At 55.3% G+C, this 25,355-nt stretch carries 24 protein-coding genes and 1 tRNA gene; 7 read left to right on the top strand and 18 right to left on the bottom strand.

The features are described from left to right. Positions 1 to 99 precede the first annotated feature (99 nt). The 11 genes from dusA to F8N62_RS16055 form a co-directional block, all read right to left on the bottom strand. Entirely contained in the window at positions 100 to 1,119 is a 1,020-nt protein-coding gene (gene dusA / locus F8N62_RS16105; protein WP_150711604.1) for a tRNA dihydrouridine(20/20a) synthase DusA, read from the bottom strand. A gap of 354 nt (positions 1,120 to 1,473) precedes the next feature. After that, positions 1,474 to 2,613: a dTDP-4-amino-4,6-dideoxygalactose transaminase gene (gene rffA / locus F8N62_RS16100; protein WP_150711603.1), complete on the bottom strand. Its 1,140-nt coding sequence runs from the start codon at positions 2,611 to 2,613 to the stop codon at positions 1,474 to 1,476. 33 nt (positions 2,614 to 2,646) lie between these two features. Continuing rightward, a complete protein-coding gene (locus F8N62_RS16095; RefSeq protein ID WP_150711602.1) occupies positions 2,647 to 3,405 on the bottom strand; it encodes a class I SAM-dependent methyltransferase in 759 nt (252 codons plus the stop codon). Then, positions 3,406 to 3,792 (bottom strand): GtrA family protein, encoded by a 387-nt coding sequence (locus F8N62_RS16090; RefSeq protein ID WP_150711601.1) that lies wholly within the window; start codon positions 3,790 to 3,792, stop codon positions 3,406 to 3,408. It abuts the gene before it with no gap. Between the two features lie 14 nt (positions 3,793 to 3,806). Continuing rightward, on the bottom strand, positions 3,807 to 4,712 hold the full coding sequence (locus F8N62_RS16085; protein WP_150711600.1) for a methionyl-tRNA formyltransferase: 906 nt from the start codon (positions 4,710 to 4,712) through the stop codon (positions 3,807 to 3,809). Next, the gene (locus F8N62_RS16080; RefSeq protein WP_150711599.1) at positions 4,702 to 5,646 is read right to left on the bottom strand and encodes a glycosyltransferase family 2 protein; all 945 of its coding nucleotides are present in this window, start codon (positions 5,644 to 5,646) and stop codon (positions 4,702 to 4,704) included. The genes F8N62_RS16085 and F8N62_RS16080 overlap by 11 nt, the downstream gene beginning before the upstream one ends. Positions 5,647 to 5,661: 15 nt before the next feature. Beyond that, positions 5,662 to 7,191, bottom strand: coding sequence for a hypothetical protein (locus tag F8N62_RS16075; RefSeq protein ID WP_150711598.1), 1,530 nt, complete (start codon positions 7,189 to 7,191; stop codon positions 5,662 to 5,664). Between the two features lie 52 nt (positions 7,192 to 7,243). Next, a complete protein-coding gene (locus F8N62_RS16070; protein ID WP_150711597.1) occupies positions 7,244 to 8,041 on the bottom strand; it encodes a transporter substrate-binding domain-containing protein in 798 nt (265 codons plus the stop codon). Positions 8,042 to 8,081: 40 nt separating this feature from the next. Next, positions 8,082 to 9,272 (bottom strand): PAS domain-containing sensor histidine kinase, encoded by a 1,191-nt coding sequence (locus tag F8N62_RS16065; RefSeq protein WP_150711596.1) that lies wholly within the window; start codon positions 9,270 to 9,272, stop codon positions 8,082 to 8,084. Continuing rightward, the gene (locus tag F8N62_RS16060) at positions 9,262 to 10,077 is read right to left on the bottom strand and encodes an alpha/beta fold hydrolase (RefSeq protein ID WP_150711595.1); all 816 of its coding nucleotides are present in this window, start codon (positions 10,075 to 10,077) and stop codon (positions 9,262 to 9,264) included. The genes F8N62_RS16065 and F8N62_RS16060 overlap by 11 nt, the downstream gene beginning before the upstream one ends. Before the next feature lie 97 nt (positions 10,078 to 10,174). Further along, a complete protein-coding gene (locus F8N62_RS16055) occupies positions 10,175 to 10,879 on the bottom strand; it encodes a murein L,D-transpeptidase catalytic domain family protein (protein ID WP_150711594.1) in 705 nt (234 codons plus the stop codon). Positions 10,880 to 10,960: 81 nt separating this feature from the next. Here F8N62_RS16055 and F8N62_RS16050 point away from each other — a divergent pair, with 81 nt between their 5' ends. Further along, complete coding sequence (locus tag F8N62_RS16050; RefSeq protein WP_150711593.1) at positions 10,961 to 12,703, top strand: L,D-transpeptidase family protein; 1,743 nt, start codon at positions 10,961 to 10,963, stop codon at positions 12,701 to 12,703. Between the two features lie 105 nt (positions 12,704 to 12,808). Beyond that, complete coding sequence (locus tag F8N62_RS16045; protein ID WP_150711592.1) at positions 12,809 to 14,380, top strand: GGDEF domain-containing protein; 1,572 nt, start codon at positions 12,809 to 12,811, stop codon at positions 14,378 to 14,380. 53 nt (positions 14,381 to 14,433) lie between these two features. Here F8N62_RS16045 and F8N62_RS16040 read toward each other — a convergent pair whose 3' ends face one another. Further along, the gene (locus F8N62_RS16040) at positions 14,434 to 14,775 is read right to left on the bottom strand and encodes a hypothetical protein (RefSeq protein WP_150711591.1); all 342 of its coding nucleotides are present in this window, start codon (positions 14,773 to 14,775) and stop codon (positions 14,434 to 14,436) included. A gap of 230 nt (positions 14,776 to 15,005) precedes the next feature. Between F8N62_RS16040 and F8N62_RS16035 the strand changes: the two genes are divergently transcribed. Beyond that, positions 15,006 to 15,800, top strand: a complete 795-nt coding sequence (locus tag F8N62_RS16035; protein ID WP_150711590.1) for an exodeoxyribonuclease III — start codon at positions 15,006 to 15,008, stop codon at positions 15,798 to 15,800. 110 nt (positions 15,801 to 15,910) lie between these two features. Further along, the gene (locus F8N62_RS16030) at positions 15,911 to 16,738 is read left to right on the top strand and encodes an arylamine N-acetyltransferase family protein (RefSeq protein ID WP_150711589.1); all 828 of its coding nucleotides are present in this window, start codon (positions 15,911 to 15,913) and stop codon (positions 16,736 to 16,738) included. Position 16,739: 1 nt separating this feature from the next. Here F8N62_RS16030 and F8N62_RS16025 read toward each other — a convergent pair whose 3' ends face one another. Together F8N62_RS16025 and F8N62_RS16020 are read right to left on the bottom strand one after the other, a co-directional pair. Continuing rightward, positions 16,740 to 17,072 carry a BrnA antitoxin family protein gene (locus tag F8N62_RS16025; protein WP_150711588.1) on the bottom strand — a complete coding sequence of 111 codons (333 nt, stop codon included), beginning with the start codon at positions 17,070 to 17,072 and terminating at the stop codon, positions 16,740 to 16,742. A 3-nt stretch (positions 17,073 to 17,075) separates the two neighbouring features. Next, on the bottom strand, positions 17,076 to 17,357 hold the full coding sequence (locus F8N62_RS16020; protein WP_150711587.1) for a BrnT family toxin: 282 nt from the start codon (positions 17,355 to 17,357) through the stop codon (positions 17,076 to 17,078). 255 nt (positions 17,358 to 17,612) lie between these two features. Between F8N62_RS16020 and F8N62_RS16015 the strand changes: the two genes are divergently transcribed. Then, on the top strand, positions 17,613 to 19,130 hold the full coding sequence (locus F8N62_RS16015; RefSeq protein ID WP_150711586.1) for a nucleobase:cation symporter-2 family protein: 1,518 nt from the start codon (positions 17,613 to 17,615) through the stop codon (positions 19,128 to 19,130). Between the two features lie 173 nt (positions 19,131 to 19,303). Here F8N62_RS16015 and F8N62_RS16010 read toward each other — a convergent pair. Further along, a tRNA-Asn gene (locus F8N62_RS16010) sits at positions 19,304 to 19,379 on the bottom strand. Positions 19,380 to 19,606: 227 nt separating this feature from the next. Between F8N62_RS16010 and F8N62_RS16005 the strand changes: the two genes are divergently transcribed. Beyond that, positions 19,607 to 19,837 (top strand): hypothetical protein, encoded by a 231-nt coding sequence (locus F8N62_RS16005; protein ID WP_019649343.1) that lies wholly within the window; start codon positions 19,607 to 19,609, stop codon positions 19,835 to 19,837. Here F8N62_RS16005 and F8N62_RS16000 read toward each other — a convergent pair. Next, positions 19,834 to 20,052, bottom strand: a complete 219-nt coding sequence (locus F8N62_RS16000) for a hypothetical protein (protein WP_150711585.1) — start codon at positions 20,050 to 20,052, stop codon at positions 19,834 to 19,836. The two genes, F8N62_RS16005 and F8N62_RS16000, sit on opposite strands and share 4 nt — an antisense overlap. Positions 20,053 to 20,285: 233 nt before the next feature. Continuing rightward, positions 20,286 to 21,482 carry an amino acid aminotransferase gene (locus F8N62_RS15995; protein WP_150711584.1) on the bottom strand — a complete coding sequence of 399 codons (1,197 nt, stop codon included), beginning with the start codon at positions 21,480 to 21,482 and terminating at the stop codon, positions 20,286 to 20,288. Positions 21,483 to 21,818: 336 nt separating this feature from the next. Between F8N62_RS15995 and uvrB the strand changes: the two genes are divergently transcribed. After that, complete coding sequence (gene uvrB, locus F8N62_RS15990) at positions 21,819 to 23,834, top strand: excinuclease ABC subunit UvrB (RefSeq protein WP_150711583.1); 2,016 nt, start codon at positions 21,819 to 21,821, stop codon at positions 23,832 to 23,834. Between the two features lie 105 nt (positions 23,835 to 23,939). On the opposite strand, the gene F8N62_RS15980 is transcribed toward uvrB, so the two are convergent. After that, positions 23,940 to 25,355: MDR family MFS transporter (locus F8N62_RS15980; RefSeq protein ID WP_150711582.1), on the bottom strand; the 1,416-nt coding region annotated here is incomplete at its 5' end.

Here is a 25,355-nt window from a genome sequence, read left to right as displayed (position 1 = left end):
CCCCGTGGGCAACATCTGAAAAACGGATGTTTGAATGGCGGGGCGCGGTGTCGGTAAATACGATGCCGAATAGGCGCACAGGTTCAACCGGGGTGACCGTTAGCGACCTTCAAGCAGCTCCGCCGCCTGATCCAGCAACGCCAGGGGCTCCTTGGCCTTGTGAATATCCACCGACAACAACTGCCGAAACTTCCGCGCGCCCGGAAACCCGGTGCCCAGCCCCAGCACATGCCGAGTGATGTGGTGCATCGAACCACCTGACTCAATATGCGCTGCGATGTAAGGCCGCAACTGCGCGAGCGCTTCGGCTCGACTGATCACCGGCGCAGTGCTGCCGAACAATTGCTGATCCACCTCAGCCATTACATAAGGATTGTGGTACGCCTCACGGCCGAGCATCACGCCATCAAATGTCTGCAAATGCTCATGACAGGCCTCCAGTGTCTTGATGCCGCCGTTGAGAATAATCTCCAATTCCGGAAAATCCTTCTTCAACTGCGCCGCCACGTCGTATCGCAGCGGTGGAATGTCGCGATTCTCTTTCGGCGACAACCCCTCCAAAACTGCAATCCGCGCATGTACGGTAAAACTCGCGCAACCCGCGTCGCGAACCGTGCCAACGAAATCACATAACTGCTCGTAACTATCCCGTCCATTAATCCCGATCCGATGCTTCACCGTCACCGGAATCGACACCGCATCGCGCATCGCCTTCACACAATCCGCAACCAGCTGCGGATGCCCCATCAACACCGCGCCGATCATATTGTTCTGCACCCGATCACTCGGGCAGCCGACATTCAGATTCACTTCGTCGTAACCGTGCTCTTGAGCCATGCGCGCGCACGCGGCCAAGTCCAGCGGAACACTGCCGCCCAGTTGCAGGGCAAGTGGGTGTTCGGCTTCGTTGTGACGGAGGAAGCGATCATGATCGCCGTTGAGCAGCGCGCCGGTGGTGACCATTTCGGTGTAGAGGAGGGCGTGTTTAGAGAGCAGGCGCAGGAAAAACCGGCAGTGGCGGTCAGTCCAATCCATCATCGGCGCGACGCTGAAGCGGCGGGACGGCTCAGAACGGGTAGGGCTAGTGTTTACGGGCGTTTCAGCATTTTCGAAATTCATTGGTACTGATCTTTTATACAGCGGTTGTTGCCCATTCATTCTTTAAAACGGTTGCTACGATGTCGCGAGGACATTCGGCAATGTAGCAAGCGGAAATGGGCACGATCACATCACGCATGCGCGCAGGGGACAGCCTATAAAGCGCAGAGATGAATCGTGGACGGGAAGGCAGTTTATCAGGATATGGCCAAGTGAAAATCAACCTTTTCGCGCCGCACCGTAAGAAGCAGTTTGCCTCCCCCCATCGGCTATCGAACAAGAAATCAATTCGGATGCCGAGCAAGGGGGATGGTCTGAGCAGGTGCTGATATCGAGTGGGTATTCGTTTTCCTAAATACGGTATTCAATGCGTTGCTATCGCAGTGATCTGTACAACGTTTCCACAACTTTTTCTTGCTGGTCGGTGCTCAACCCAACCCAAAGTGGCAGGCGAATGAGTCTTTCGGATTGCATGTCGGTGACGCTCATGGAGTCATGGACTTTGCCATAACGCTGTCCTGCAGGTGAGGAATGCAGCGGGACGTAATGAAAGACCGAATATATATTGTTGCGTTTCAGGTCGGATATGACTTTTTGTCGATCCATTGATTCTGGAAGTAGAACATAATACATGTGCGCGTTGTGTGTGCAGTTTTCCGGAATAACAGGTCTGCGCAGAAGCCCCTGATTTTCAAAACCTTGTAAAGCATCGTTATAGTAATTCCAGCTGCGTATTCTTTCGTTTGTGATGGATTGCGCTTCCTCTAACTGGGCCCACAGAAATGCAGCGATAAGCTCGCCAGGCAGGTAGGATGAACCTACTTCTTGCCATGTATACTTGTCGACTTCTCCTCTGAAGAACCGACTGCGATCTGTGCCTTTTTCACGAATAATTTCTGCTCTAAGTGCGAGATTCGGTGTGTTGACTAATAGTGCTCCACCTTCGCCTGAAATCACATTTTTCGTTTCATGAAAACTGAATGCGCCAAGATCACCAATGCTACCAAGCGCCTTGCCCTTATATGTCGACATTACACCTTGAGCCGCATCCTCAACGACCATAAGGTTATACTTTCGGGCGAGCGACATAATAATGTCCATTTCACAGGCGACACCCGCATAGTGAACTGGAACTATTGCTTTGGTTCGTGGGGTGATAGCCGCTTCAATCAGACGCTCGTCGATGTTAAGCGTGTCTTCACGAATATCAATGAACACTGGAATGGCGCCACGCAGAACGAATGCATTCGCCGTTGAAACAAACGTATATGACGGCATGATTATTTCATCACCCGGCTCGACGTTTAGCAACAGTGCAGCCATTTCAAGTGCAGCAGTGCATGAGTGAGTAAGGAGTGCTTTACTACAACCAGTTTTTTCTTCGAGCCATGCGTGGCAACGTTTGGTAAATGTGCCATCCCCTGCAAGCATATTTCCAAATTTGGCTTCGGCAATATAATACAGTTCTTTGCCAGTCATGTAAGGGCGGTTAAAATCTATTTTTCCATTGTCCATGATTTGTCCATGCCCATTGTTATGGGTCGGCTGTTAGTCGTTTGCTTTGCTTGCAACTACCAGGAGCGATCCGCCGATAGGGAATCTAACGCCGGATTTCATAAGGAGCAATTCGAATCTCATGATGATCTCCAGCAGCGCATTCAGGATTTTCGGAGTTTTCAGCTCGCTCATTGGATCTGCTTCCAGTTTGCTCTTACGTTGCCTGGAAATAAACATCAGCGGGACAAGCAGGCTGACAAATGATGACGTATAGTCCAGTTTTAAACCCGCCTGATGAAGTTTGGTCTCGAGGTCTTTCCTGGAGTATCTTCTGACGTGACAGGCGGCCTCGTCTGTATATGACCACAACCATTGGTGCTGCGGGACTGAAATAATTAACTTGCCGTTGGGTTTGAGCGCGCGAGCAAGGTTCGACAACGACTTTTGATCTTCCTCTATATGTTCAATGACATCGAACGCACCGATCACATCAAAAATACCGGTGTCGGTCATGTTAGTAACGTCCAGTTGTCTGAAGCTCGCAGAGGGGATTCGTGCTCTTGCGAAGTCCAGCCCTTCCTCATGGTATTCTGCACCGAACATGTCTACTTCAGGGAATGCATTCCGTACGCCTTCCAATACATACCCCGTACCGCATCCGACTTCTAAAAAATTATTAAATTGACCTGCTTTTCTTTTTAGAACCCATAATAAAGTGCGGTTTCTTGAGCGAAACCACCAATTACCCGATTCGACCTCCGCTAGCTTTGCGAAATAAGCCGGTGGAAAAGGGGAGCGGTTGTCTGACATTTAATTAGCGCTCCGGAAAACAAAAAGCTTTAAGGAAAAAAACAAATAAAAAGCGACAGTGACAATAGCGGTGGCTTGAACTATTTGGTGATTGTATCCAAGCTGATCCACAAATACCATGAGGATAGCAAGGTTTATTAAATATCCCAAAGCCTGAGCGATAATATAGCGAACGCCAGCGCCGAATAGACGCCCCTCATGAGCAAATGTAGTTCTTTTATTGCCGAAGAAGCTCAGCGCCGCAGTTGTAATATAAAGCAGCGTCATCGCTGTCTTGGGTGGGAGCGCAAAGTACGTCAGTAATAAATAGGTGCAGTAGCCCGCAGTATTGCTTGCTGCGCCAACAACCAGATATTTTACGAATTGAATCGTATGCCGGTTTTTCATGGTTTATTTCATTTTCATTCTGGGTTTTTAACTGATGAGACAAACCTGGATCGGAACTTTGCTAACGGCAGTGCGTTTGTTTCAGAATCTGTTTTTGTGAGTTCAAGTATTTTTAACAGTCCTGTACCACATACGACTATTGGGTTACCGTTCACCACAAAAATCACCTTGCCGACGTCTCTATTCTCTATTTCGACGTCCGGCAAAGGCTGACATTTTCGTATGCGATAGACTTCACCACCAATTGTGGTTGCGGCACCTTTATACGGAGGCCCCAGGGCATCCACAAATCGTTGAATGTAATGAGCGTCAGCTCTCCAGTCGATAAAATAATCTTCGTCGTCCCGCCAGAGACTGTAGGTGGCTTCAGCCTCGTTCTGCAGTAAACCGAACATGCTGCCGTCGATAATGCGATTAACGACTTTTTTTGTCAGTGATTTATAACACGGCAATAAAAGGTCAATCGCCTGAGACATCCTGAGCGGGTAATCGATCTCAATGACTTCCTGATCAATTATTGGGCCTTTATCGTATTCGTCGGAAGCCACTAAAGCGGTAACGCCTAACTGTTTGTCACCATTGATCAGGGCGCTCGCCAGAGGTGCAAACCCTCTGTAACGGGGCAAGATCGAATCGTGAAAAACGATTAGTTGTTGTTGTGGGGACAATTCGATTAGCCATCTCCACGAAACCGCTATTACATGTGAAGCTGGCGGCGGCGTTTGAGATCGGTCGAGTATGGGTAGTCCCAAGCGGGCCGCTAATTCAATAATGTCTGTAAAGAAGTCGTTCGTGACATTGTTGTCCTTGGCCACTACAACGTAAGCAATCAGTTTCTTGCTTTCATTGCTGAAAGACTGAAGTGTCGCCAGTCCTTTGGCGGACATGAGGTACAGTCCCAATGCTATGTTATTCTTCATGTTCTATCACTTCATCTATCACATAAAGAGGGCGGTTTTTAATGCCTTCAAACGATTTGCCTACATACAACCCGACCACACCTATTATGCAAATGATGAGACCGCTTAACACCCACAGCGAAACAAGAAGGCTGGCATACCCGAGAACCTGTATTTCGCCAAGGAGAGCCTTGATCGCTACGTAAGTCGCGAATATGAACCCTGTGAACGCTACGAGTAGCCCTAGCTTGATAGTCAGTCTTATCGGTTTGTCCGAGTTGGCGAGGCAGATGTCCAGTGACAGATTTAACAATTTCTTGAAGTTGTAGGAGGTTTTTCCTGCAGGTCTGGCTGCGTGGACGACATCCAGCTTTGTTGATTTAAAGCCCACCCAGCGTACCATCGTTGGAAAGTATCGGATCGATTCCGGCATCCTGTTAATCGCGGAGATCACCTTCCTGCTGTAGATGCCGAAATTTGCGACCGAAGAATCTTGTTCTGTGCCAGTTAAATACCCAAGCGCGCCGTAGAAAATTTTCGAAGAAAGCCGTTTCATCCAGTTATCTTGACGTTCCACTCGCCGGGCCAAGACGATATCAAATCCTTTCTTTGATTCTTCATAGAGCTTCGGGATTTCGCTGGGTTGATCTTGAAGGTCGCAGTCCATCACGACAATCCACGCTCCTTTCGCAAGGGCTAGGCCTGCAGAAATGGCGTAGTGCTGGCCATAATTTCTGCTCAATCGAACAGCTTTAACGTTCGGGTACAATTTAGTCGATTTTTGTAATTCTACCCAACTGTTATCGGGGCTTCGGTCCTCAACCAATATTATTTCATACTGACTCGTGATCGATTTTAGCTCATTTGTTAGCTGGCGCAGCAGTTCGTGGATCAGGTTCTCCGCCTGATACACGGGTATGACTACTGAAATGTCGGGCGTCGGTTTGGCGGTCATATATTTTCAACTTGGTCAGTTTGTCGTCGAGAAATTTTGCTTTTCGATAAACTTGTATACGTATACGTCCGGGTACGAAGGGTCATTCGATTTAAATGCCGGTTTGTATTTATGAAAGTCAATGCTGTTCATTTTTTGTTCTGTTTTGTCATTGCCGTATTCAATCGTAAACCTGGCATTACCCTGCTTCCCAGCATCGTTGAGCATTTGGTAGTAGCGCTCAGGTTCGGAATAGATAATCGTGTATCTGTTTAAGTAAGGTTTGTAGTTGTTATACAGTCGAAAGCCATAACTCCAGCCACCAATGACCCGTTGGTTATCCAGATAGCTCAGTTCTTTCATGGCGTTTTTGTAAGTGTATTGTGGGTTTTTGTAAATAGTGTTGAACGTTAGGGGGGTTATTGTCGCAATGACCGCGGTAACGACTGTGGCGCCCAGAATCAACGCGATTTTTGCTGGCAGCAATCTTAAAATGATGTACAGGGTAAACAGTCCCATGTACAGGCAGATGGGCAGAAGAAATACAAGTTTTCTTTCCGGGTAGTCGTTGATAAAAGCGCACTGCAATAGGAAGCAAACGCAAAATATGTAGATTACCTTGTCGGTACGGGTGACAAGTTTATTTCTTATTGGCACGAGGATTGTCATTACGATGAGTGAGAATATGGACATCCACATCACGTAGGGGTACGAAATAAAATAACTTGCCAGGGTAAGGCCCATAAGTTTGGAGTTGATCTGCGCTATAAAGCTGGGCTCTGTTTCTGATAAAACTCTAGCGGAAAATATGCTTTTCGTTGTTAAGACATCGCTGAACGTGTTTCCAAGTGAGTAATAGCTGATGAGGTAGACAACTACACACAGGAGACAGCCGGTGAGGTAGTGGCCAAGGCTGGGTGCCAGGTTTTTTGGATTGGATGTGGCGAGTGTGATGAGTACAAACAGCCCTAAAAATGCATTGGTTGGATAAATAAAAAGCCAAGCAAAACACGTCACGAATCCAATCACGCGCAATTGATTTTTCTGGGTGTAGTCTTGCTTTGCGAGAATAAAGATAATCGCGGCGGCGGCAGCCATTCGGAAAATAGTGGGTTCTGCGATTCTTGTGGCCAGTACGAAACTTTTTTCGGACATCAATATCAATGAGAATGACGTAGCGTACGCGAGGCCGAATCGATTCAGGACTAATAAATAGAAAAGCACCAGCACTATCAATCCGGCAAGAACCGATGGGATTCTTAGTCCGAAATAGTTGTCACCAAAAGTATAAACTGACGCAGCTGTAGTCAATTGTTCCGTAATGTTGTAGGCAGAGTACTGGGAGCTTAGCAATTTCCCATTGGGCTCGTGCATACCTTCCACTATGTCGAAAGCCTGGGTCGTGTAGTAAAACTCATCGATCGGGCTGTAAGTAGACGATACCCATGATGGCATGTCTGAATCTAATAGAAAGAGACGCGAAGCCAAAAATATAATTACTAATACACCCAGTACAATTGATTCGGGCTTAAATAGTTTGTGGGTGGGTCTGGTATCAATTGCCACGTGTCATTCCCTGGTCCATGCGGTGTTTCCCGACGATATAATTGTAATAATCTTATTGGGCGGTTTGGTCCTGCTCGGGCGTCGCGATCCACTGCCCCAGAACTTTCTGGTAATTCCCCGTCACCTTGGCCAGATGCAACCACTGATCCACGTACAACTTCCACGTCATGTCATCACGCGGCAGCAAGTACGCTTTCTCCCCATACTGCATGAACTGGCCCGGATTCACCGCGCACAAACCGGGTTTTAGCTTCTGTTGGTACAGCGCTTCCGATGCGTCGGTAATCATCACGTCAGCTTTCTTGTCCAGCAGCTCCTGGAAAATAGTGACGTTGTCGTGCAATCGCAGTTGCGCCTTTGGCAGATAGGCATGCACAAAGGCCTCATTGGTGCCGCCGGCGGGTTCAACCAGGCGCACAGAAGGTTGGTTGATCTGTTCGATTGTCTGGTACTGCGCCTGGTTTTCGCAGCGCACGAGCGGGATCTTGCCGTCGACATCCAGGGTGGTGCTGAAGAAAGCTTTCTTTTGCCGCTCCAGCGTGACTGAAATTCCGCCGACACCGATGTCGCACTTGCCCGCGAGCATGTCGGGCATCAGGGTTTTCCAGGAGGTTTGTACCCACTCGATCTTGACGCCAAGACTCTCGGCCAGCGAGCGGGCCATGGCGATGTCGATCCCTGTGTATTCGCCGTCCTCGGCCTTAAAGGTGTAGGGTTTGTAGTCGCCCGTCGTGCACACGCGCAGTTGGCCTTGCTGGATGACGCTGTCCAGATGGGAAGACTCTGCCTGAACGCCAAAGGGCAGGGTGAGCAGGCCGCAGAGCATCAACTTGAATTTTATTGTTTTCATTGTCATCCGGCTTCCATAAAGGATTTGATTAGTCTCTTGGCTAAACGCCTGGAGCAGTGTCCGGGCCCAACGGGAAGTGAACACTAAACACTGTCCCATCCTGCGGAGTTGAACTTACTGAAACATTCCCACCATGCGCCTTGGCGATTTCCCGGACGATAAACAGGCCGAGACCCACACTTCGCACATCGCTGGCTGTTTCCGTACCTCGGGTCATCGGCTCAAACAACGCTGCCCTCAATGCTTGCGGGATAACGGGACCATGGTTGTGTACCGAGACAACGGCTTGGTCATCTTCCAGTCGGGATGTGATCGTAATGGGTAGCTCCAAATCTCCGTAGGCCACACTGTTCGCCACCAGGTTGCCAATGATTTGCTGCACGCGATCAGCGTCTAAACGCGCAGAGCCATACCCAAAGGACTGATGCAACAGCATCGCGTTCGGAAAAGCAACACGCAGTTCTTCGACGCTGCGACTGACGAATGCATGTAAATCCTGCAATGTAAGAGAGATCGCTATGCCATTCCCCACACGAGCCAGCGCGAAGTCCAGCAGGTCGGCAATCATGCGCTCGGCTCGGTCGGCCGATTGGTTGATGTGGCCGAGCAGTTTCGCTTCCTTGGTCGAACGCTCGTCTCGGGCAAGGATGTCGGAGGCCATTTTGATCGCGGTCAGCGGGTTTTTGAGGTCGTGGCTGACGATGGCGACCATCTGCTCGGCGAACAACGCGCGGCGCTGGGCCTTTACATAGGCGTTGCTCAATTCATCTTGTGCCTGCTGGAGGGCGGATTCGGCAGCGGTTTTTTCGCGCAGGAGATCTTCGGCGGTTTTTCGCGCATTAAGCAGTTCCCGTTCGTACTTGTCGCGGTCAGTGGTTCCGAACAGTGCCAGTTCATAAAACGCGCCACTGGTGTGCTCGCGCCTGACGCCATTGAGCAGCATGGTGACGGTGCGTTTGTCCTGATGCACCAGGTCGAGTTTTACTTCCGCGACCGAACCTTGCATCCGCATCAGCGGCGCCCAGTGGGTCTGATGAAAAATGCGCCCGCCCATGGTCAGCAAATCTTGAAAGCGCTTGCCACAGAGCGTCGTTTGACTGAAGCCAATCCAGTTGCTGAAAGTCAGATTGGCACGCAGGATCGTGCCGTCCTCTTTCGTCACCACCAATGCGCAGGGTGCTTCTTCGAATAATGTTTGCGGGTCGGGCAGTAACGGTTGATCAGGCGACATCAGCGCTGACCCAGGGCAACAGGAAATTGTCCATGGCTTCGGAGCAAGCGGTCGGAACGCTCATGTGGGGGCAATGGCCGACGTTGTCCACCAGGCACAGCGTGCTGTTGGGTAGTATCGCGCGCATATATTCACCCACCGCGATGGGGGCAATGAGGTCGTCAGTGGATTGCAGGATGAGCGTGGGCGTGGTCAGCCCCGCGATGTCCTGGCGGTTGTCGGACATGAAGGTCACGCGGGCGAACTGTTTGGCGATGTCCGGTTCTGTGCGGCAGAAGCTGTTAGTCAGTTCCTCGCCCAGCGCCGGTTGCCCCGGCGCGCCCATGATGACCGGGGCCATGGTGCTGGACCAGCCGAGGTAGTTGCTGTCGAGGGTGTCGAGCAATGAATGAATGTCTTCGAGTTTGAAACCGCCGACATAGTCGTCGGAATCGATGTAACAGGGCGAAGGGCCGATCATCACGTGGCCGGCGATTTTTCCGGGAGACTGACGATCCGCCAGGGCAGCAATCATCGCGCTGACGGAATGGCCGACCACAATCACCGGGCCGCTGGCGAACCGGTCAATGATTTCACCCAGGTCCTGGGCATAACCGTTCAGGGAATTGTATTTTTCCCGGTCGTAAGCGCCAAGATCCGACTGGCCCGCACCCACCAGGTCATACAGCACGACCTTGAAGCGAGCGGTGAAATGGTCAACCAGATAACGCCACATGGTCTGATCGCAGCCAAAGCCGTGGGAGAAGACCAATGTTGCCGGACCTTCGCCCATCACTTTGACGTTGTTGCGATGTTGAAGGTCCATGTGTGGGTTCCCGAGCGTGCCGAAGGTGTTTTGGCGTGCTCGGGAGTTTAGATAGTCGCAGGCAACAGGTCACGCGTTGTCACTGCGAAACTCGACGTCATCGATTAATCGTAGGCTTCGCCGCCGACGCGACCGTCGCACCACCGCAATTGATGTACGAAGATTTCTTCAGCCAGCGCTGATCCGGGTAGTACGAGAACAGCAACTGACCGTCTTTCATCGAATCAATCAGCTTGTGCGCAATCGCCGGGCGCACGGCCGGGCAACCCAGGCTTCGACCAATCCGTCCATTTGCCCGCGCCAGTACCGGGCTGACGTAGGGGGCGCCATGAATCACGATCGCGCGGTCGAAGGCGTTGTCATTGAACCCCGGCTCCAGACCTTCCATGCGCAGCGAATAGCCATTCTGGCCGACGTAGCTGGACTGGGTGCGGTACAAACCCAGGCTGGTGGCGAAGCTTTCATTCTGATTGGAGAAATTGACGGCCATGTTCTCGCCGCTGTTGCGGCCATGGGCGACCAGTTCATGAAACAGTAACTTGCGCTTCTTTAAATCGAACACCCACAGACGCTGTTCGGTCGAAGGCAGGGAATAGTCGATCACCGCAAGTCTTTGGACAGGAGCGGCACCTTGAGCGATGCTGCATTGCGAGGCGCGAACGGCGAGGTTGATGACGTTGGCGTTAGCTTTCGGCGCCGCTTTGATGAGGGCGGCCGCGAGCGAATCGGCGTAGGCTGACGGTACGGACATTGCAGTCAATAGCAAGCCCGGCAATAGAAAGCCAAAACGTAGTGGCGCCATATAGATGTCTCATCATGTTAAGTTCGAGTCTAGCAGTGTGTTGAAAGCCAGGCGTTGAATGCGGGAGATTAAGGATTATTCATGGTGCTTTTAACAAGGTTATTCGTCATAAGCCGCGTATTTTTTATGGGCTTTCTGATCAGCGGCGCGGCGCTCGCAGAAACTTCGCCGATCGAGTCGACAATTGCGCCGGACTCCGTAATCGAAGCTGCCGCGGACGACAACGTCGGCCGAGCGATTCAAGCGTCGCTGGAGCCGATGAAATCCGCGTTTCCGCCATTGCTCACTTCGTCCCGCAATCGCCGCGTGGATGTCAGCCGTCTGGTCATGGATTTCTATACCCATCGCGCCTATCGCGCGGCGTGGACAAACGACAGCGACGTCACCCAGTTGATTGCCAGCCTTAATGCGACTGAAGCCGATGGTCTGAACCCGGCGGATTTTCATATTGACGAGTTGGTCCGGGCCTTGGCCGCGATGCAGGACGCTTCTGTCACGCCCGAACAGCGAGCGGCTTTTGACCTGGCGACGACGCATACTTTTTTGACTGCACTGCTGCAGTTGCGGCGCGGCAAGGTGGACCCCTCGCGGCTCGACAATCACTGGAACTTCGACGCCAATGGCGTCGATCCGCGCGACGACATCAATGCCTTTTTCGCCGCCCTCGACGATCACGATGTGGCGAAAGCGTTTGCTCAGGCTCCGCCGCAAGAAGCGGTGTACGTCGGGTTGCGTCAGGCGCTGGCGCAACTTCGCGGTATTCGCGAGCAGGGTGGCTGGCCGAAAGTGATCGTTGATCATTCGCTAAAGCCGGGCATGGACGATCCGGCTGTCGCGCAACTGCGCGCGAGAATGGTCGCGGCAGGTTTTCTCGATCCGCGTTTGATCCGCGGCACCCGGTACGACGGCGCTGTCACTGCCGCGGTCAAAAAATATCAGAACGAGCAATACCTTGGCGCGGACGGCATGGCCGGGGCGACCACATTGGCCGCATTGAATGTCTCCATTGATGCGCGCATCGATCAGGTACGGGTCAACATGGAGCGGGCGCGCTGGCTGCTTTATAAACTTCAGGGCACGTTCGTGATCGTTGATATCGCCGGCTATAAAGTCGCGATGTACCGCGACGGTCAGCCGATCTGGCGCTCGCGGGTACAGGTCGGTAAAACAGCGCGCAATACGCCGGTTTTTCAGGCGCAGATTACCTACATCACGTTCAATCCGACCTGGACAGTGCCGCCGACGATCCTCAAGGAAGACGTGCTGCCGAAGATTCAGAGCAATCCCCGCTACCTCGCCGCGAACCGAATTCGCGTGATTGATCGCGAAGGCAACGAGCTCGATCCAGCGACGGTCGACTGGACGAGCCCGCGGGGCATCAGCTTGCGTCAGGACGCAGGGCCGGACAGTTCGCTGGGGCAGGTGGTGATCCGTTTCCCCAACGATTATGCGATTTATCTACACGACACGCCGCATCGCGAGTTGTTTGCCAAAACGGTGCGTGCGACCAGTTCTGGCTGCATTCGCGTGGAGAACCCGCTGCAACTGGTGGAGCTGTTGTTCAACGACCCGGTTAAATGGGACAGCGCCGGAATTCAGAAACAACTGGCCAATGGCAAGACCGCGAATATTCGACTGCCAGTAAAAGTACCGGTGTTGTTGGCGTACTGGACCGTGGACCTGGGCAGTGATGGGCGCGTGGCATTCAAGCCGGATGTGTATGGCTACGATGCGCCCGTGTTGCGGGCGTTGAATCGGCCCGCACTGTCGACTGTATTGAATCTGCATGCGGCGAGGGCCTCGGGCGCTGCTGGCCAGCAGTAGGCGGCTGTCCAAACGGCGATTGCCCCACATCACCCCGTAGACTAAGCTCACAAAAAATAGGGGTTTAGGGCCTTCGCCCTTGCCTTACCCTTGCAGGACGAGCTTTTGCCTATCTCCCATGACGACCCGCGTCACGCCAGTGGCGTCACTTTGAAACGCTTGCCACTGGGCAAGGCGGCGGTGCTGTTCATTGCGGTGGTGTGTCTGTGCCTGTGCGGTTTGCTGTATCTGCAACTGGAGCAATCGCGACGGCAAGATCTGGCGGTGGCGCAAGTGGCGTCAGCAAACCTGACCCGCGCGATGGCACAACATGCCGAAGACACGTTTATGCAAGCCGACCTGGTGTTGACCAGTCTGGCTGACTGGATTCAGGCCGATGGTTTTAACGCGGCGCAGAAGCCACGATTACAGAAAATCTTCGCCCGGCGAGTGCAGGCGCTGAGTCAGTTGCATGGCATCTTCCTGTTCGACCGGGAAGGGCAGTGGGTCGTGACCTCGTTTGAGGATCTGCCCCGTGGTGGCGGTGTCGCTGACCGTGAGTACTTCCTGTATCACCAGCAGAACGTATCGACTTTGGCGCACATCGGGCCGGCCATTCGCAGTCGGCAGAATGGCGAGTGGATCATCCCGGTGTCGAGGCGGGTCAACGACAAAGATGGCCTTTTTCAGGGCGTTTTGCTGGCCGGCATCAAAATGACCTACTTCGATCAGTTTTTCGAAAGCTTCAATCTTGATGATGACGGTTCTATTTTCCTCGCGTTGACTGACGGAACGTTACTGGCCCGAAGACCGTTTGTGGAGTCACAGATTGGCCAGTCGCTGGCCAAAGGTGAGATTTTCAGCAAATACCTGACCGGCGCCGTGTCCGGCAATGCAATGGTCGGATCGGTGCTCGATGGCACTGTCCGCCTGCATGGCTTCCGTCAGCTCGATGCCTACCCTCTGGTGGTGTCGGCGGCATCGTCCCGGGACTCGATTCTCAAGGGTTGGTATGACCGGGCGTTTCAGTCCAGCGTCATAGTGGCGCTGGTCGTGCTGGGCGTGGGGCTGTTCGGCTGGGTGTTTGTGCGCCAGGTACGGCTCGGTGAACAGGTCGAGACGGATCTGCGCCAAGCCAAGGAAGACTTGAAGCTGATCGCAACGCACGACAGCCTGACCGGTCTTGGCAATCGACGCCTGTTCGAGCAGGCGCTGGACATCGAGTTTGGTCGTGGCATCCGACAGCCCAACTCCTTGAGTCTGATCATGCTCGATATCGATTACTTCAAACGGTACAACGACGCTTACGGTCATGTGGCCGGAGACCATTGTCTGGCGGAAGTGGCGCAGGTGGTGAAGAACTGCTGTCTTCGCAAAGCAGATCTGGCGGTGCGTTACGGTGGTGAAGAGTTTGCTGTGTTGTTACCCGATACCGATATCCACGGCGCGCTGCTGGTTGCAGAACAGATCCGCAGCAGCGTCATGGCCAAAAACATCAGCCACAGCGGTTCGCCCTACGGTTTCGTCACAGTCAGCCTGGGCTGCTATTCATTTGTGCCGACACGCCTGGACAGCACCGAAGTGTTAATCAGGCGCGCCGACGCTGCGTTGTACCAGGCAAAGCATTCAGGACGAAATCGCACGGCAGTGCTGCCGTTGGAAACCACGATCGGGGAATTGATGCGCTCGGATCGCTGAAAGCAAAGGCCTGAAGCGATGGGTGATTTACGTCACGGGTCGCTCTTTTGCTTTCAACTGCCCGTTCCCCCACCTGCACCGCCGGTGCCACCACCCGGTGCACCCGTTCCGCCGCCCGCGCCAGAACCGCTGCCGCCACCGGCCCCGGAACCGCCATTGCCGCTGGACGTGCCGCTGGAACCACTGGAACCGCTCGATCCGCCACTGCCGCCGTCACCGCTTTGCCCGCCGGACGGTGCGCCCGGGTTATTGTTGGGAGCCATTGTCGAGCCGCCGGTCGATCCGGATTTGGTGCCGGTGGCGTCAGCGCCGTCGCCGGAGGCTGCGATAGTGGCCGAGGAAGCTGCCGCCAAAAGACTCGCCAACAACAGGGTAGTCATTTTGATGTTCATCATGGTCGTCTCCAAAAAAGAGTCGGTACCTGATGTTGGTGTGAAGGGCTGGATAATTGGTGCCAGTTACATGACGAACGGATTAGTCGACTGATCATTCGCCTTCGCGAGCAGGCTCGCTCCCACATTAACTGCAATCTTTTGAAAGAACCCGGTCGAGTGGGATAGCCAACGCAACGACCCGAACGCGCGGCTGTCACACAGTGAATCCCCCTTCGCAGGAGCGCTCGGCCATGAAGAAACTGCGCATCGCAACGTTCAACGTCAACGGCATGCGCGCGCGGCTGCCGAACCTGCTGGCCTGGCTGGAGCGCGAGAAGCCGGACATTGCCTGCTTGCAGGAACTCAAGTCGGTGGACAGTGCATTCCCTGCAGCGGAACTTGAGGCCGCTGGCTACGGCGCGATCTGGCAGGGGCAGTCATCGTGGAACGGGGTGGCGATTCTTGCGCGGGATGCGCAACCGCTAGAGAGCCGGCGCGGTCTGCCGGGTGACGACAGCGATACTCACAGTCGTTATCTGGAGGCCGCCGTGCATGGAATTCTGGTGGGATGCCTGTACCTGCCCAACGGCAATCCGCAGCCAGGGCCGAAGTTCGATTACAAACTGGCGTGGTTTGAACGTCTGATCGCCTACGCCAAGGATCTTCAGAGCAGTGAACACCCGGTGGTGCTGGCCGGCGATTACAACGTGGTGCCGACCGACCTCGACATCTACAACCCGCGTTCGTGGCTCAAGGATGCATTGCTGCAACCTGAAACTCGCGAGTGTTATCAGCGGTTGCTGGATCAGGGTTGGACCGATTCTTTGCGTCATCTGTACCCGGAGGATCGGCTTTACACCTTTTGGGACTATTTCCGACAACACTGGCAGAAAAATTCCGGGCTGCGCATCGACCATCTGTTGCTGAACCCGGCGCTGAGTCCTTATTTGCAAGAGGCCGGTGTTGACGCCTGGGTACGCAACGAGCCGCATGCCAGCGACCATGCACCGACATGGATTCAACTGGGTTCGCGTAAGCGGCGTTGATTTTGTATCGGCGACGATTGGCTAAATCAATTGTCGGTCGATGTGGTTAATCCCTTATACATGGCAGCCATCGGCGGAATGATCCGCGGCCACTGCGTAAGGATCGAGCAATGAGCGAGCCACGCCTGAGCAATCTTGCGTTGTACCTGCAACGTCTGGGCTTCGACGCGCCACCGGCACCCACCCTGGAAACCCTGAATCAATTGCAGTTTCGTCACACCGGCGCCTTTGCCTTTGAAAACCTCAGTACGTTGTCGGGCGAACCGGTGCGCATCGATCTGCCATCCATCGAGCAAAAAATCCTGCACGAAGACCGCGGTGGTTATTGTTACGAACTCAACAGGCTGTACCTGGCGTTGCTTCAGGAATTGGGCTTCGATGCGCGCGGTATCAGCGGCCGAGTGGTCATGGGTCAACCTGAAGGCGCATGGACGGCGCGTACGCATCGTTTGAGTCTGGTGAACCTGGACGACGTGCGCTACATCACCGACGTCGGTTTCGGTGGCATGGTGCCTACCGCACCGCTGCTCCTCGACACGCCAGCCGAGCAACTCACCCCTCACGAACCTTATCGCATCGAACAGCATGAAGACGGCTACACCCTGCGCGCCAACGTCGGCGGTGAATGGCGAGCGATGTACATCTTCGACCTGCAGCGTCAGGAGGAGATCGATTACACCGTGGGTAACTGGTACGTCTCGACCCATCCCGAATCGTCTTTTGCCAGGCAACTGATGGTGGCGCGAACGGGCGAGGGCTGGCGGCGCACGCTCAACAACGGCAGCTTTGCGATCCATCGGATCGGCAGCGAGAGCGAGCGCCGGCAGGTGGCGGGGGTGGATGAGCTGGTTGGGTTGCTGAAGAGCGAGTTCGGGATTCGGATGCCCGAGCACGAGCCGTTGAAGCGCGTGCTGGAGCGATTGATGGTTGCCACCTGATTCATGGCTTCATCACGCGATGAATTTCGCTGAGCACCTCGGATAATTTTTTCTCCAGGTTTTTCAGTTCGGAGGCGGTTATGCCTTCTTTGAAATGCCCGGCATTCGCCAGCGCGGACCGCGGAGTGGCCGCAGAGCCCTTGTCTGCGTCGCCGAGCAACACTTTGCGCAGGCTGTTGTTGATGACTGTCTGATAACCGAATCCCTCACTCTCGGCGACGGCGCGTGCCGCTTCAATCACGACATCGTCGAGCATGATGGTGATTCGGGTTTTGCCTTTGCTGGAGGCAACCGCTGCGCGTTTGGCATTGCTGAAATCGTATTCGTCTTTCATGGGTCAAGGCTCCAGATATCGGCGTCGCTCGTTTTTGGTGGCGAGGCGCGCGGAAATTACTCGAACGAAATTCGGATCGCGGTAGGTGTACGCAACGACCAGCAAACGACCTTTGGCATCCAGCCCCAGCGTGATCCACCGCTGCTCCTCGTGATGGTCGTCCTGCAATGAGAGGGCCCTCTCGTCATAAAAGACGGCCTCCGTTTCCGCGAGGCTGATGCCTTGGTGCTTTAATTTGTTAGCCGCGTTTTTTGCCTTGTGATACTGAATCTCGAATGACTTCATTATGCATACTTTATATGTATAAGCGAGGGGCGTCCGTGCCAACGGTCGCTTGGAATGCCAAAGACTAGCGGGCAGTGGAGAAGACAGAGGAAGGATGTATTTCAAAACTTTTTGAAGGGAGGAAGCGGCGCAGGTAAAGGAGGTAATGGACACATGTCGATAATCTGACTGATGAGTTGTATACAACTCTATAGACATTTGTCCTGAGTCTTGCATACAGTGTGCGCATAACAAAAACCAGGGAACCCCCCAATCATGAAAACGCCCCATGTTTCACACCAACGGCCTGAGGACGAAAACCTCGGGGTCGGCGCGAATATGGCTTACGGCCTGCAACACGTTCTGACCATGTACGGCGGCATCGTCGCGGTGCCTTTGATCATCGGCCAGGCGGCCGGGCTCTCGCCAGCGGACATCGGTTTGTTGATTGCTGCTTCATTGTTTGCAGGGGGGCTGGCGACATTGCTGCAGACCCTTGGTTTACCGTTTTTCGGTTGTCAGTTGCCGCTGGTGCAAGGCGTGTCGTTTTCGGGCGTCGCGACCATGGTGGCCATTGTCAGCAGTGGCGGGGAGGGCGGGTTTCAATCGATTCTCGGGGCAGTGATTGCTGCGTCGTTGATTGGATTACTGATCACGCCGGTGTTCTCGCGAATCACTAAATTCTTCCCGCCGCTGGTGACGGGCATCGTCATCACCACCATCGGCCTGACGCTGATGCCGGTGGCCGCACGCTGGGCCATGGGCGGCAATAGTCATGCCGCGGATTTCGGCAGTATGGCGAACATCGGTCTGGCGGCGTTGACGCTGGTGCTGGTCCTGCTGCTGAGCAAGATCGGCAGCGCGACCATCTCTCGCTTGTCGATCCTGCTGGCCATGGTCATCGGCACGATCATCGCCGTGTTCCTCGGCATGGCGGATTTTTCGTCCGTTTCAGAGGGCCCGATGTTCGGCTTCCCCACGCCGTTCCACTTTGGCATGCCGACCTTCCACTTCGCCGCGATCCTGTCGATGTGCATCGTGGTCATGGTGACGCTGGTGGAGACCTCGGCCGACATCCTCGCCGTCGGTGAAATCATTGAAACCAAAGTTGATTCCAAGCGACTGGGCAACGGTCTGCGCGCCGACATGCTGTCGAGCATGATCGCGCCGATCTTCGGCTCGTTCACCCAAAGCGCGTTCGCCCAGAACGTCGGGCTGGTGGCGGTGACCGGGATCAAGAGCCGTTTCGTGGTCGCCACCGGCGGGTTGTTCCTGGTGGTCCTCGGTCTGCTGCCTTTCATGGGCCGGGTCATCGCCGCGGTTCCCACCTCGGTGCTCGGCGGCGCCGGGATCGTGTTGTTCGGCACGGTGGCGGCCAGCGGCATTCGCACGTTGTCCAAAGTCGACTATCGCAACAACGTGAATCTGATCATCGTCGCCACCTCCATCGGTTTCGGCATGATCCCCATTGCCGCACCGAACTTCTACGACCACTTCCCAAGCTGGTTCGCCACGATCTTCCACTCGGGCATCAGCTCGTCGGCAATCATGGCCATCGTACTCAACCTGGCATTCAACCACCTCACCGCCGGCAACTCGGATCAGCAGTCGGTTTTTGCCGCAGGTACGGAACGTGTCCTGCGATACCAGGACCTGGCCGCATTGCGCGAAGGCGATTACTTCAGCGAAGGCAAATTGCATGATTGCGACGGGAAAGAGATCCCGGTCGTGGAGGTTGACCATGGGCATGGAGAGCCGCGGGTGGTACAGGTCAAAAGTGGTGAGCATGTGTAACGGCGACATTTGAATGACGCTGCGGTAGATCGAAAGATCGCAGCCTGCGGCAGCTCCTACCCTGGAATGCGATCTCCTGTAGGAACTGCCTAAGGCTGTGATCTTCTGACAATCCGGCAGGCACAAAAAAGCCCCTGAACCTTTCGATTCAGGGGCTTTTTGATATTGCTGTCTGGCTCCACGACCTGGACTCGAACCAGGGACCCAGTGATTAACAGTCACTTGCTCTACCAACTGAGCTATCGCGGAATGGCGTGTATGTTACTGATTCAAAAAGAGAAGTCAAGCACCTGTTGGCAGATTGAGGGATTCATCGTGACGGACGGTGGTTTAGCGGCGATTGGCGGTTACCAGAATCGCGCCAGAGGTCTACCATGGCGGCCCGGAAGTGGTAACACGCGCTGCCGGCCATTCGCCGAAAAGGTACGCGCCATGAATCACCCAGCCCTCACATTTCACACTCGCGAGGTGTTCGCATGAGCATCGCTCAGATCAGCCTGCCCAAAGGGGTTGGCCCGCACGCGGAAAAACTGTTCGATGCAATCACTCAGGCCAGCACTGCTGACGAATTGAACCGCGCGGGCGGCAAGGCTGAAGGTTTTGTCCTGGGCCTGGAAAGCACCAAGGCGATCAAAAGCCAGGTCGCCGAATCGCTGTATGTCGCTTACGACGATGCAGCCAGTCAGCGCGCAAGCGAACTGGCTTAACCGCCGAAGGTCACAGTGCCGAGCATCAGCTTGGCGTAAAGCAGCGTCGCGCCCAGTTGTACCAGCCACAACGCCAGGCCGCCGAGAAACACGCCTGCGGCCACTTGCATCACCAGGTTCTTGCCGCGTTTGGCCGGGGTGCGAGGGGTGAAGGTGTCCATTTCATCCAGGTCATCCAGGTCATCGCGCTCTGCGCGCAGGTCATCGTTTTTCATGTGAGCTCTCATCATAATTCGGGGTGTACACAAAACCCTGTGGGAGCGAGCCTGCTCGCGAAGGCGGCACATTCAGCATCAATGTGACAGATGGATCGCTTTCGCGAGCAGGCTCGCTCCCACATTTGATAGGTGTGCAGTTTAGAGCCGTCGGCCGCCGCTTTGAGAATTATCTGCGCCAAATAAAAAACGGGAAGCCCAAAGGCTTCCCGTTTTTCGTATCACGGCAGGACTCAGATCACCGCAACAATTGCTTTGGTTACCGCGTCAATGTTGCTCTGGTTCAACGCGGCCACGCAGATTCGGCCGGTGTCCAGGGCGTAAATGCCGTATTCGCTGCGCAGACGGGTCACTTGCTCAACCGTCAGGCCGGAGTAAGAAAACATGCCGCGCTGGCGACCGACGAAGCTGAAGTCGCGCTGTGGCGCGTTTTTCGCCAGCAGATCGACCATCTGGTCGCGCATGCCGCGAATCCGCAGACGCATTTCAGCCAGTTCTTCTTCCCACTGGGCGCGCAGTTGCGGGCTGTTCAACACCGCGGCAACGATGCTCGCACCGTGGGTTGGCGGGTTGGAGTAGTTGGTGCGGATCACGCGCTTGACTTGCGACAGCACGCGCGCGCTTTCTTCTTTCGATTCGCTGACGATCGACAGGGCGCCAACGCGCTCCCCGTACAGCGAGAAGGATTTGGAGAACGAGCTGGAAACGAAGAAGGTCAGGCCCGATTCCGCAAACAGGCGCACGGCAGCGGCGTCTTCGTCGATGCCATCGCCGAAGCCTTGGTAAGCCATGTCGAGGAAAGACACGTGACCTTTGGCTTTCACCACGTCCAGAACGTTTTTCCAGTCCGCCGGGCTCAGGTCCACACCGGTCGGGTTGTGGCAGCAGGCGTGCAGTACAACGATCGAGCCGGACGGCAGGGCGTTCAGGTCTTCCAGCAAGCCCGCGCGGTTAACGTCATGGGTCGCGGCGTCGTAGTAGCGGTAGTTCTGCACCGGGAAACCGGCGGTTTCGAACAGCGCGCGATGGTTTTCCCAGCTCGGGTCGCTGATCGCCACGACGGCGTTCGGCAGCAATTGCTTGAGGAAGTCGGCACCGATTTTCAGTGCGCCGGTACCGCCAACGGCCTGGGTGGTGATGACGCGGCCAGCGCTGATCAGTGGCGAATCATTGCCAAACAGCAGTTTCTGCACGGCCTGGTCGTAGGCGGCGATGCCGTCGATCGGCAAGTAGCCACGGGAAACGTGTTGAGCGACGCGAATCGTCTCGGCTTCGACAACGGCGCGCAGGAGTGGAATTCGCCCCTCCTCGTTGCAGTAAACACCGACCCCCAGATTGACCTTGTTGGTACGGGTATCGGCGTTGAATGCTTCGTTGAGGCCCAGGATTGGATCGCGTGGTGCCATTTCGACAGCGGAGAACAGGCTCATTTTTGCGGCGGCTCTGAATGGAGTGTGGAGGGACGTGTCGCGCTCCAGCCGAATGCACTAGAGCGGTGCACAAACGGGGAGCTAGTATAGAGGCCATCCGCGATTGAAGGCGACAGGCATTTCCGCTTCTGACGTAAGTTTTTCCGATTATTTTTTGACCGTTAGGCAATTGGCCGCATCAAAGACTTCAAGGGATGTAGGACGTTTGCCTTGAAAGCGAGGGCAATCGGCACCACATTGAGCACAATCCAGTTTTTTCCTCGGGCGACCTCGGTCGTTTGTGGTCTTTCCCGTTCCTGCCCGTTTCATCGGGCGGGCGCGAATCAGGGGTATTGAATGTCTGAATTCCAGCTAGTGACCCGCTTCGAGCCCGCCGGCGACCAGCCGGAAGCCATTCGCCTGATGGTCGAGGGCATCGAAGCCGGCCTGGCGCACCAGACATTGCTGGGTGTGACCGGTTCGGGCAAGACGTTCAGTATCGCTAATGTCATCGCGCAAGTGCAGCGCCCGACGTTGGTGCTGGCACCGAACAAGACCCTGGCAGCGCAGTTGTACGGTGAATTCAAGGCATTCTTCCCGAACAACGCGGTCGAGTACTTCGTTTCTTACTATGACTACTACCAGCCCGAAGCTTACGTGCCGTCCTCGGACACCTTCATCGAGAAGGATGCGTCGATCAACGACCACATTGAGCAGATGCGGCTCTCCGCGACCAAAGCGTTGCTGGAGCGCAAAGACGCGATCATCGTGACCACGGTGTCGTGCATCTACGGCTTGGGCAGCCCGGAAACCTACTTGAAAATGGTGCTGCACGTGGATCGCGGCGACAAGCTCGATCAGCGCGCGTTGCTGCGTCGTCTGGCCGACCTGCAATACACCCGCAATGACATGGAATTCGCCCGCGCGACCTTCCGTGTGCGCGGCGACGTGATTGACATTCACCCGGCCGAATCCGATTTCGAGGCGATCCGCATCGAGCTGTTCGATGACGAAGTCGAGAGCCTGTCCGCCTTCGATCCGCTGACCGGCGAAGTCATCCGCAAGCTGCCGCGTTTCACCTTTTACCCGAAGAGCCATTACGTGACGCCCCGGGAAACATTGCTCGGCGCCATCGAAGGCATCAAGGTCGAATTGCAGGAGCGTCTGGAATACCTGCGCTCCAACAACAAACTGGTGGAGGCCCAGCGTCTGGAACAGCGCACCCGTTTCGACCTGGAGATGATCCTCGAATTGGGCTACTGCAACGGCATCGAAAACTATTCCCGCTATCTCTCGGGCCGCGATTCCGGCCAGGCGCCGCCGACTTTGTTTGACTATCTGCCGGCCGATGCCTTGCTGGTGATCGACGAATCCCACGTCAGCGTGCCGCAGGTCGGTGCGATGTATAAAGGTGACCGCTCGCGTAAAGAGACGCTGGTGGAATACGGTTTCCGCCTGCCGTCAGCGCTGGATAACCGGCCGATGCGTTTCGATGAGTTCGAACACATCAGCCCGCAGACAATTTTTGTCTCGGCCACGCCGGGCAATTACGAGGCCGAACATGCCGGTCGCGTGGTCGAGCAACTGGTGCGCCCGACCGGTCTGGTGGACCCGCAAATCGAAATCCGCCCGGCGCTGACTCAGGTCGACGACCTGCTCTCGGAGATCGGCAAACGCGTCGCGTTGGAAGAGCGGGTTCTGGTCACCACGCTGACCAAGCGCATGTCCGAAGACTTGACCGATTACCTGGCCGATCATGGCGTGCGCGTGCGTTATCTGCACTCGGACATCGACACCGTGGAGCGGGTCGAAATCATCCGCGATTTGCGCCTCGGCACCTTTGATGTACTGGTGGGGATCAACCTGCTGCGTGAAGGACTCGACATGCCGGAAGTCTCACTGGTGGCGATTCTCGATGCGGACAAGGAAGGCTTCCTGCGTTCCGAGCGCTCACTGATCCAGACCATCGGCCGCGCGGCGCGAAACCTCAACGGGCGGGCGATTCTGTACGCGGACCGGATAACCGGTTCCATGGAGCGGGCGATCGGCGAAACCGAGCGGCGTCGGGACAAGCAGATCGCCTTTAACCTTGCCAACGGCATCACGCCCAAGGGCGTGTTCAAGGACGTGGCTGACATCATGGAAGGCGCCACCGTGCCGGGCTCGCGCAGCAAAAAGCGCAAAGGCATGGCCAAGGCCGCCGAGGAAAGCGCCAGGTACGAAGCCGAGTTGCGTTCGCCGGGCGAGATCGCCAAGCGCATCAAGGCGCTGGAAGAGAAGATGTACCAGCTGGCGCGGGACCTGGAGTTCGAAGCGGCGGCGCAGATGCGTGATGAGATCAGCAAGTTGCGGGAGCGGTTGATCGCGGTTTGAAATTACCGCGACCTGTAGGAGCTGCCGAAGGCTGCGATCTTTTGAGGTTGATTTTCAAGATCAAAAGATCGCAGCCTTCGGCAGTTCCTACAGGGGTGCTTTCAATTAATGCGCCTCGCCAGCCTTAAGCCCCGCCGGCAACTGCTTGGTCAACAACACCGCCAGCATGCTGATCCCCAGCGCAATCCCGACAAAGTGAAACGCATCGTTATACGCCATGATCGACGCCTGCTGATGGGCAATCTCGCTGAGCTTGCCCAGCGCCGCTGTTTCACTGCCGAAGCGCTCCGTCAGGGACGTAATCCGTTCGGCAACCTGCGGGTTGCTCGGCACTATCGCCTCACGCAAATAATCAAAGTAGGTCTTTGTGCGCGCGTCCAGCAATGTGGCGAGGAGGGCGATGCCGATGGCGCCGCCGAGGTTGCGCAGGATGTTGAACAGGCTCGACGCCGAGCCCGCATCCTGCGGCAGAATATAGGCGGTCGCGATCAGCGAAATCGTCACCATGATCAGCGGCTGGCCCAGCGCGCGGATGATCTGGATCTGATTGAACTGCGGCCCGGCGAAATCCGGGTTCAGCACCCCCGAGGAAAAACTCGCCAGCCCGAACAACCCGAAACCCAGGGTGCACAGCCATTTTGGCGAGACGTATTTCATCAGCTTCGGCACCAGCGGAATCAGAAACAGCTGCGGCACGCCCATCCACATGATCACTTCGCCGATCTGCAAGGCGTTGTAGTTCTGGATCTGCGCCAGGTACAGCGGCAACAGAAAGATCGAGCCGTACAACCCGACGCCCATGCCGAGGCTGGAAATACTCGATAAACCGAAGTTGCGATTGCCGAGGATGCCGAGGTTGATCAGGGGGTTGGGCTTGGAAAACTGCACGATGACAAACGTGATCAGGCTGACCAGCGCGATACTGCCCAGGGACACGATCAGGTTCGATTCCAGCCAGTCCTTGCGATGACCTTCCTCGAGAAAAACCTGCAAACAACCAAGGCCGATACCGAGGGTGAGAATCCCGGTGTAGTCGGTGCTTTTCAGCAATTCCCAGTGCGCTTCTTTCTTTTCCAGCCCATACATCAGGCCGGCGATCATGATCAGGCCCGGTGGGATGTTGATGTAGAAGATGTATTCCCAGCCCCAGTTTTCGGTCAGCCAGCCGCCAAGCGTCGGGCCGATGGAGGGCGCAAACGTCGCCGTCATCGCGAACATGGCCATGCCTTTGGCGCGGTGGTGTTCGGGAAGTTTGATCAGCGTGAGGGTGAACGCCAGCGGAATCAGCGCGCCACCGGTGAAACCTTGCAAGGCGCGGAACACGATCATGCTTTCCAGGCTCCACGCCATCGAGCACAGCAGTGATGCGGCCAGAAACCCGAGCGACACCCACACCGCCAGACGCCGGGCAGACAGCAGCTGCACCAGCCACGCGGTCAGCGGAATCATGATGATTTCCGCGACCAGGTACGACGTGGAAATCCACGAGCCTTCTTCCAGCGTCGCCGACAGAGCGCCCTG

The sequence above is a fragment of the Pseudomonas fluorescens genome, from assembly GCF_902497785.1.
GTDB lineage: Bacteria > Pseudomonadota > Gammaproteobacteria > Pseudomonadales > Pseudomonadaceae > Aquipseudomonas > Aquipseudomonas fluorescens_BO.
Note: the sequence above shows the minus strand (reverse complement) of the source record. Positions and strands in the feature narration are given on the sequence as shown.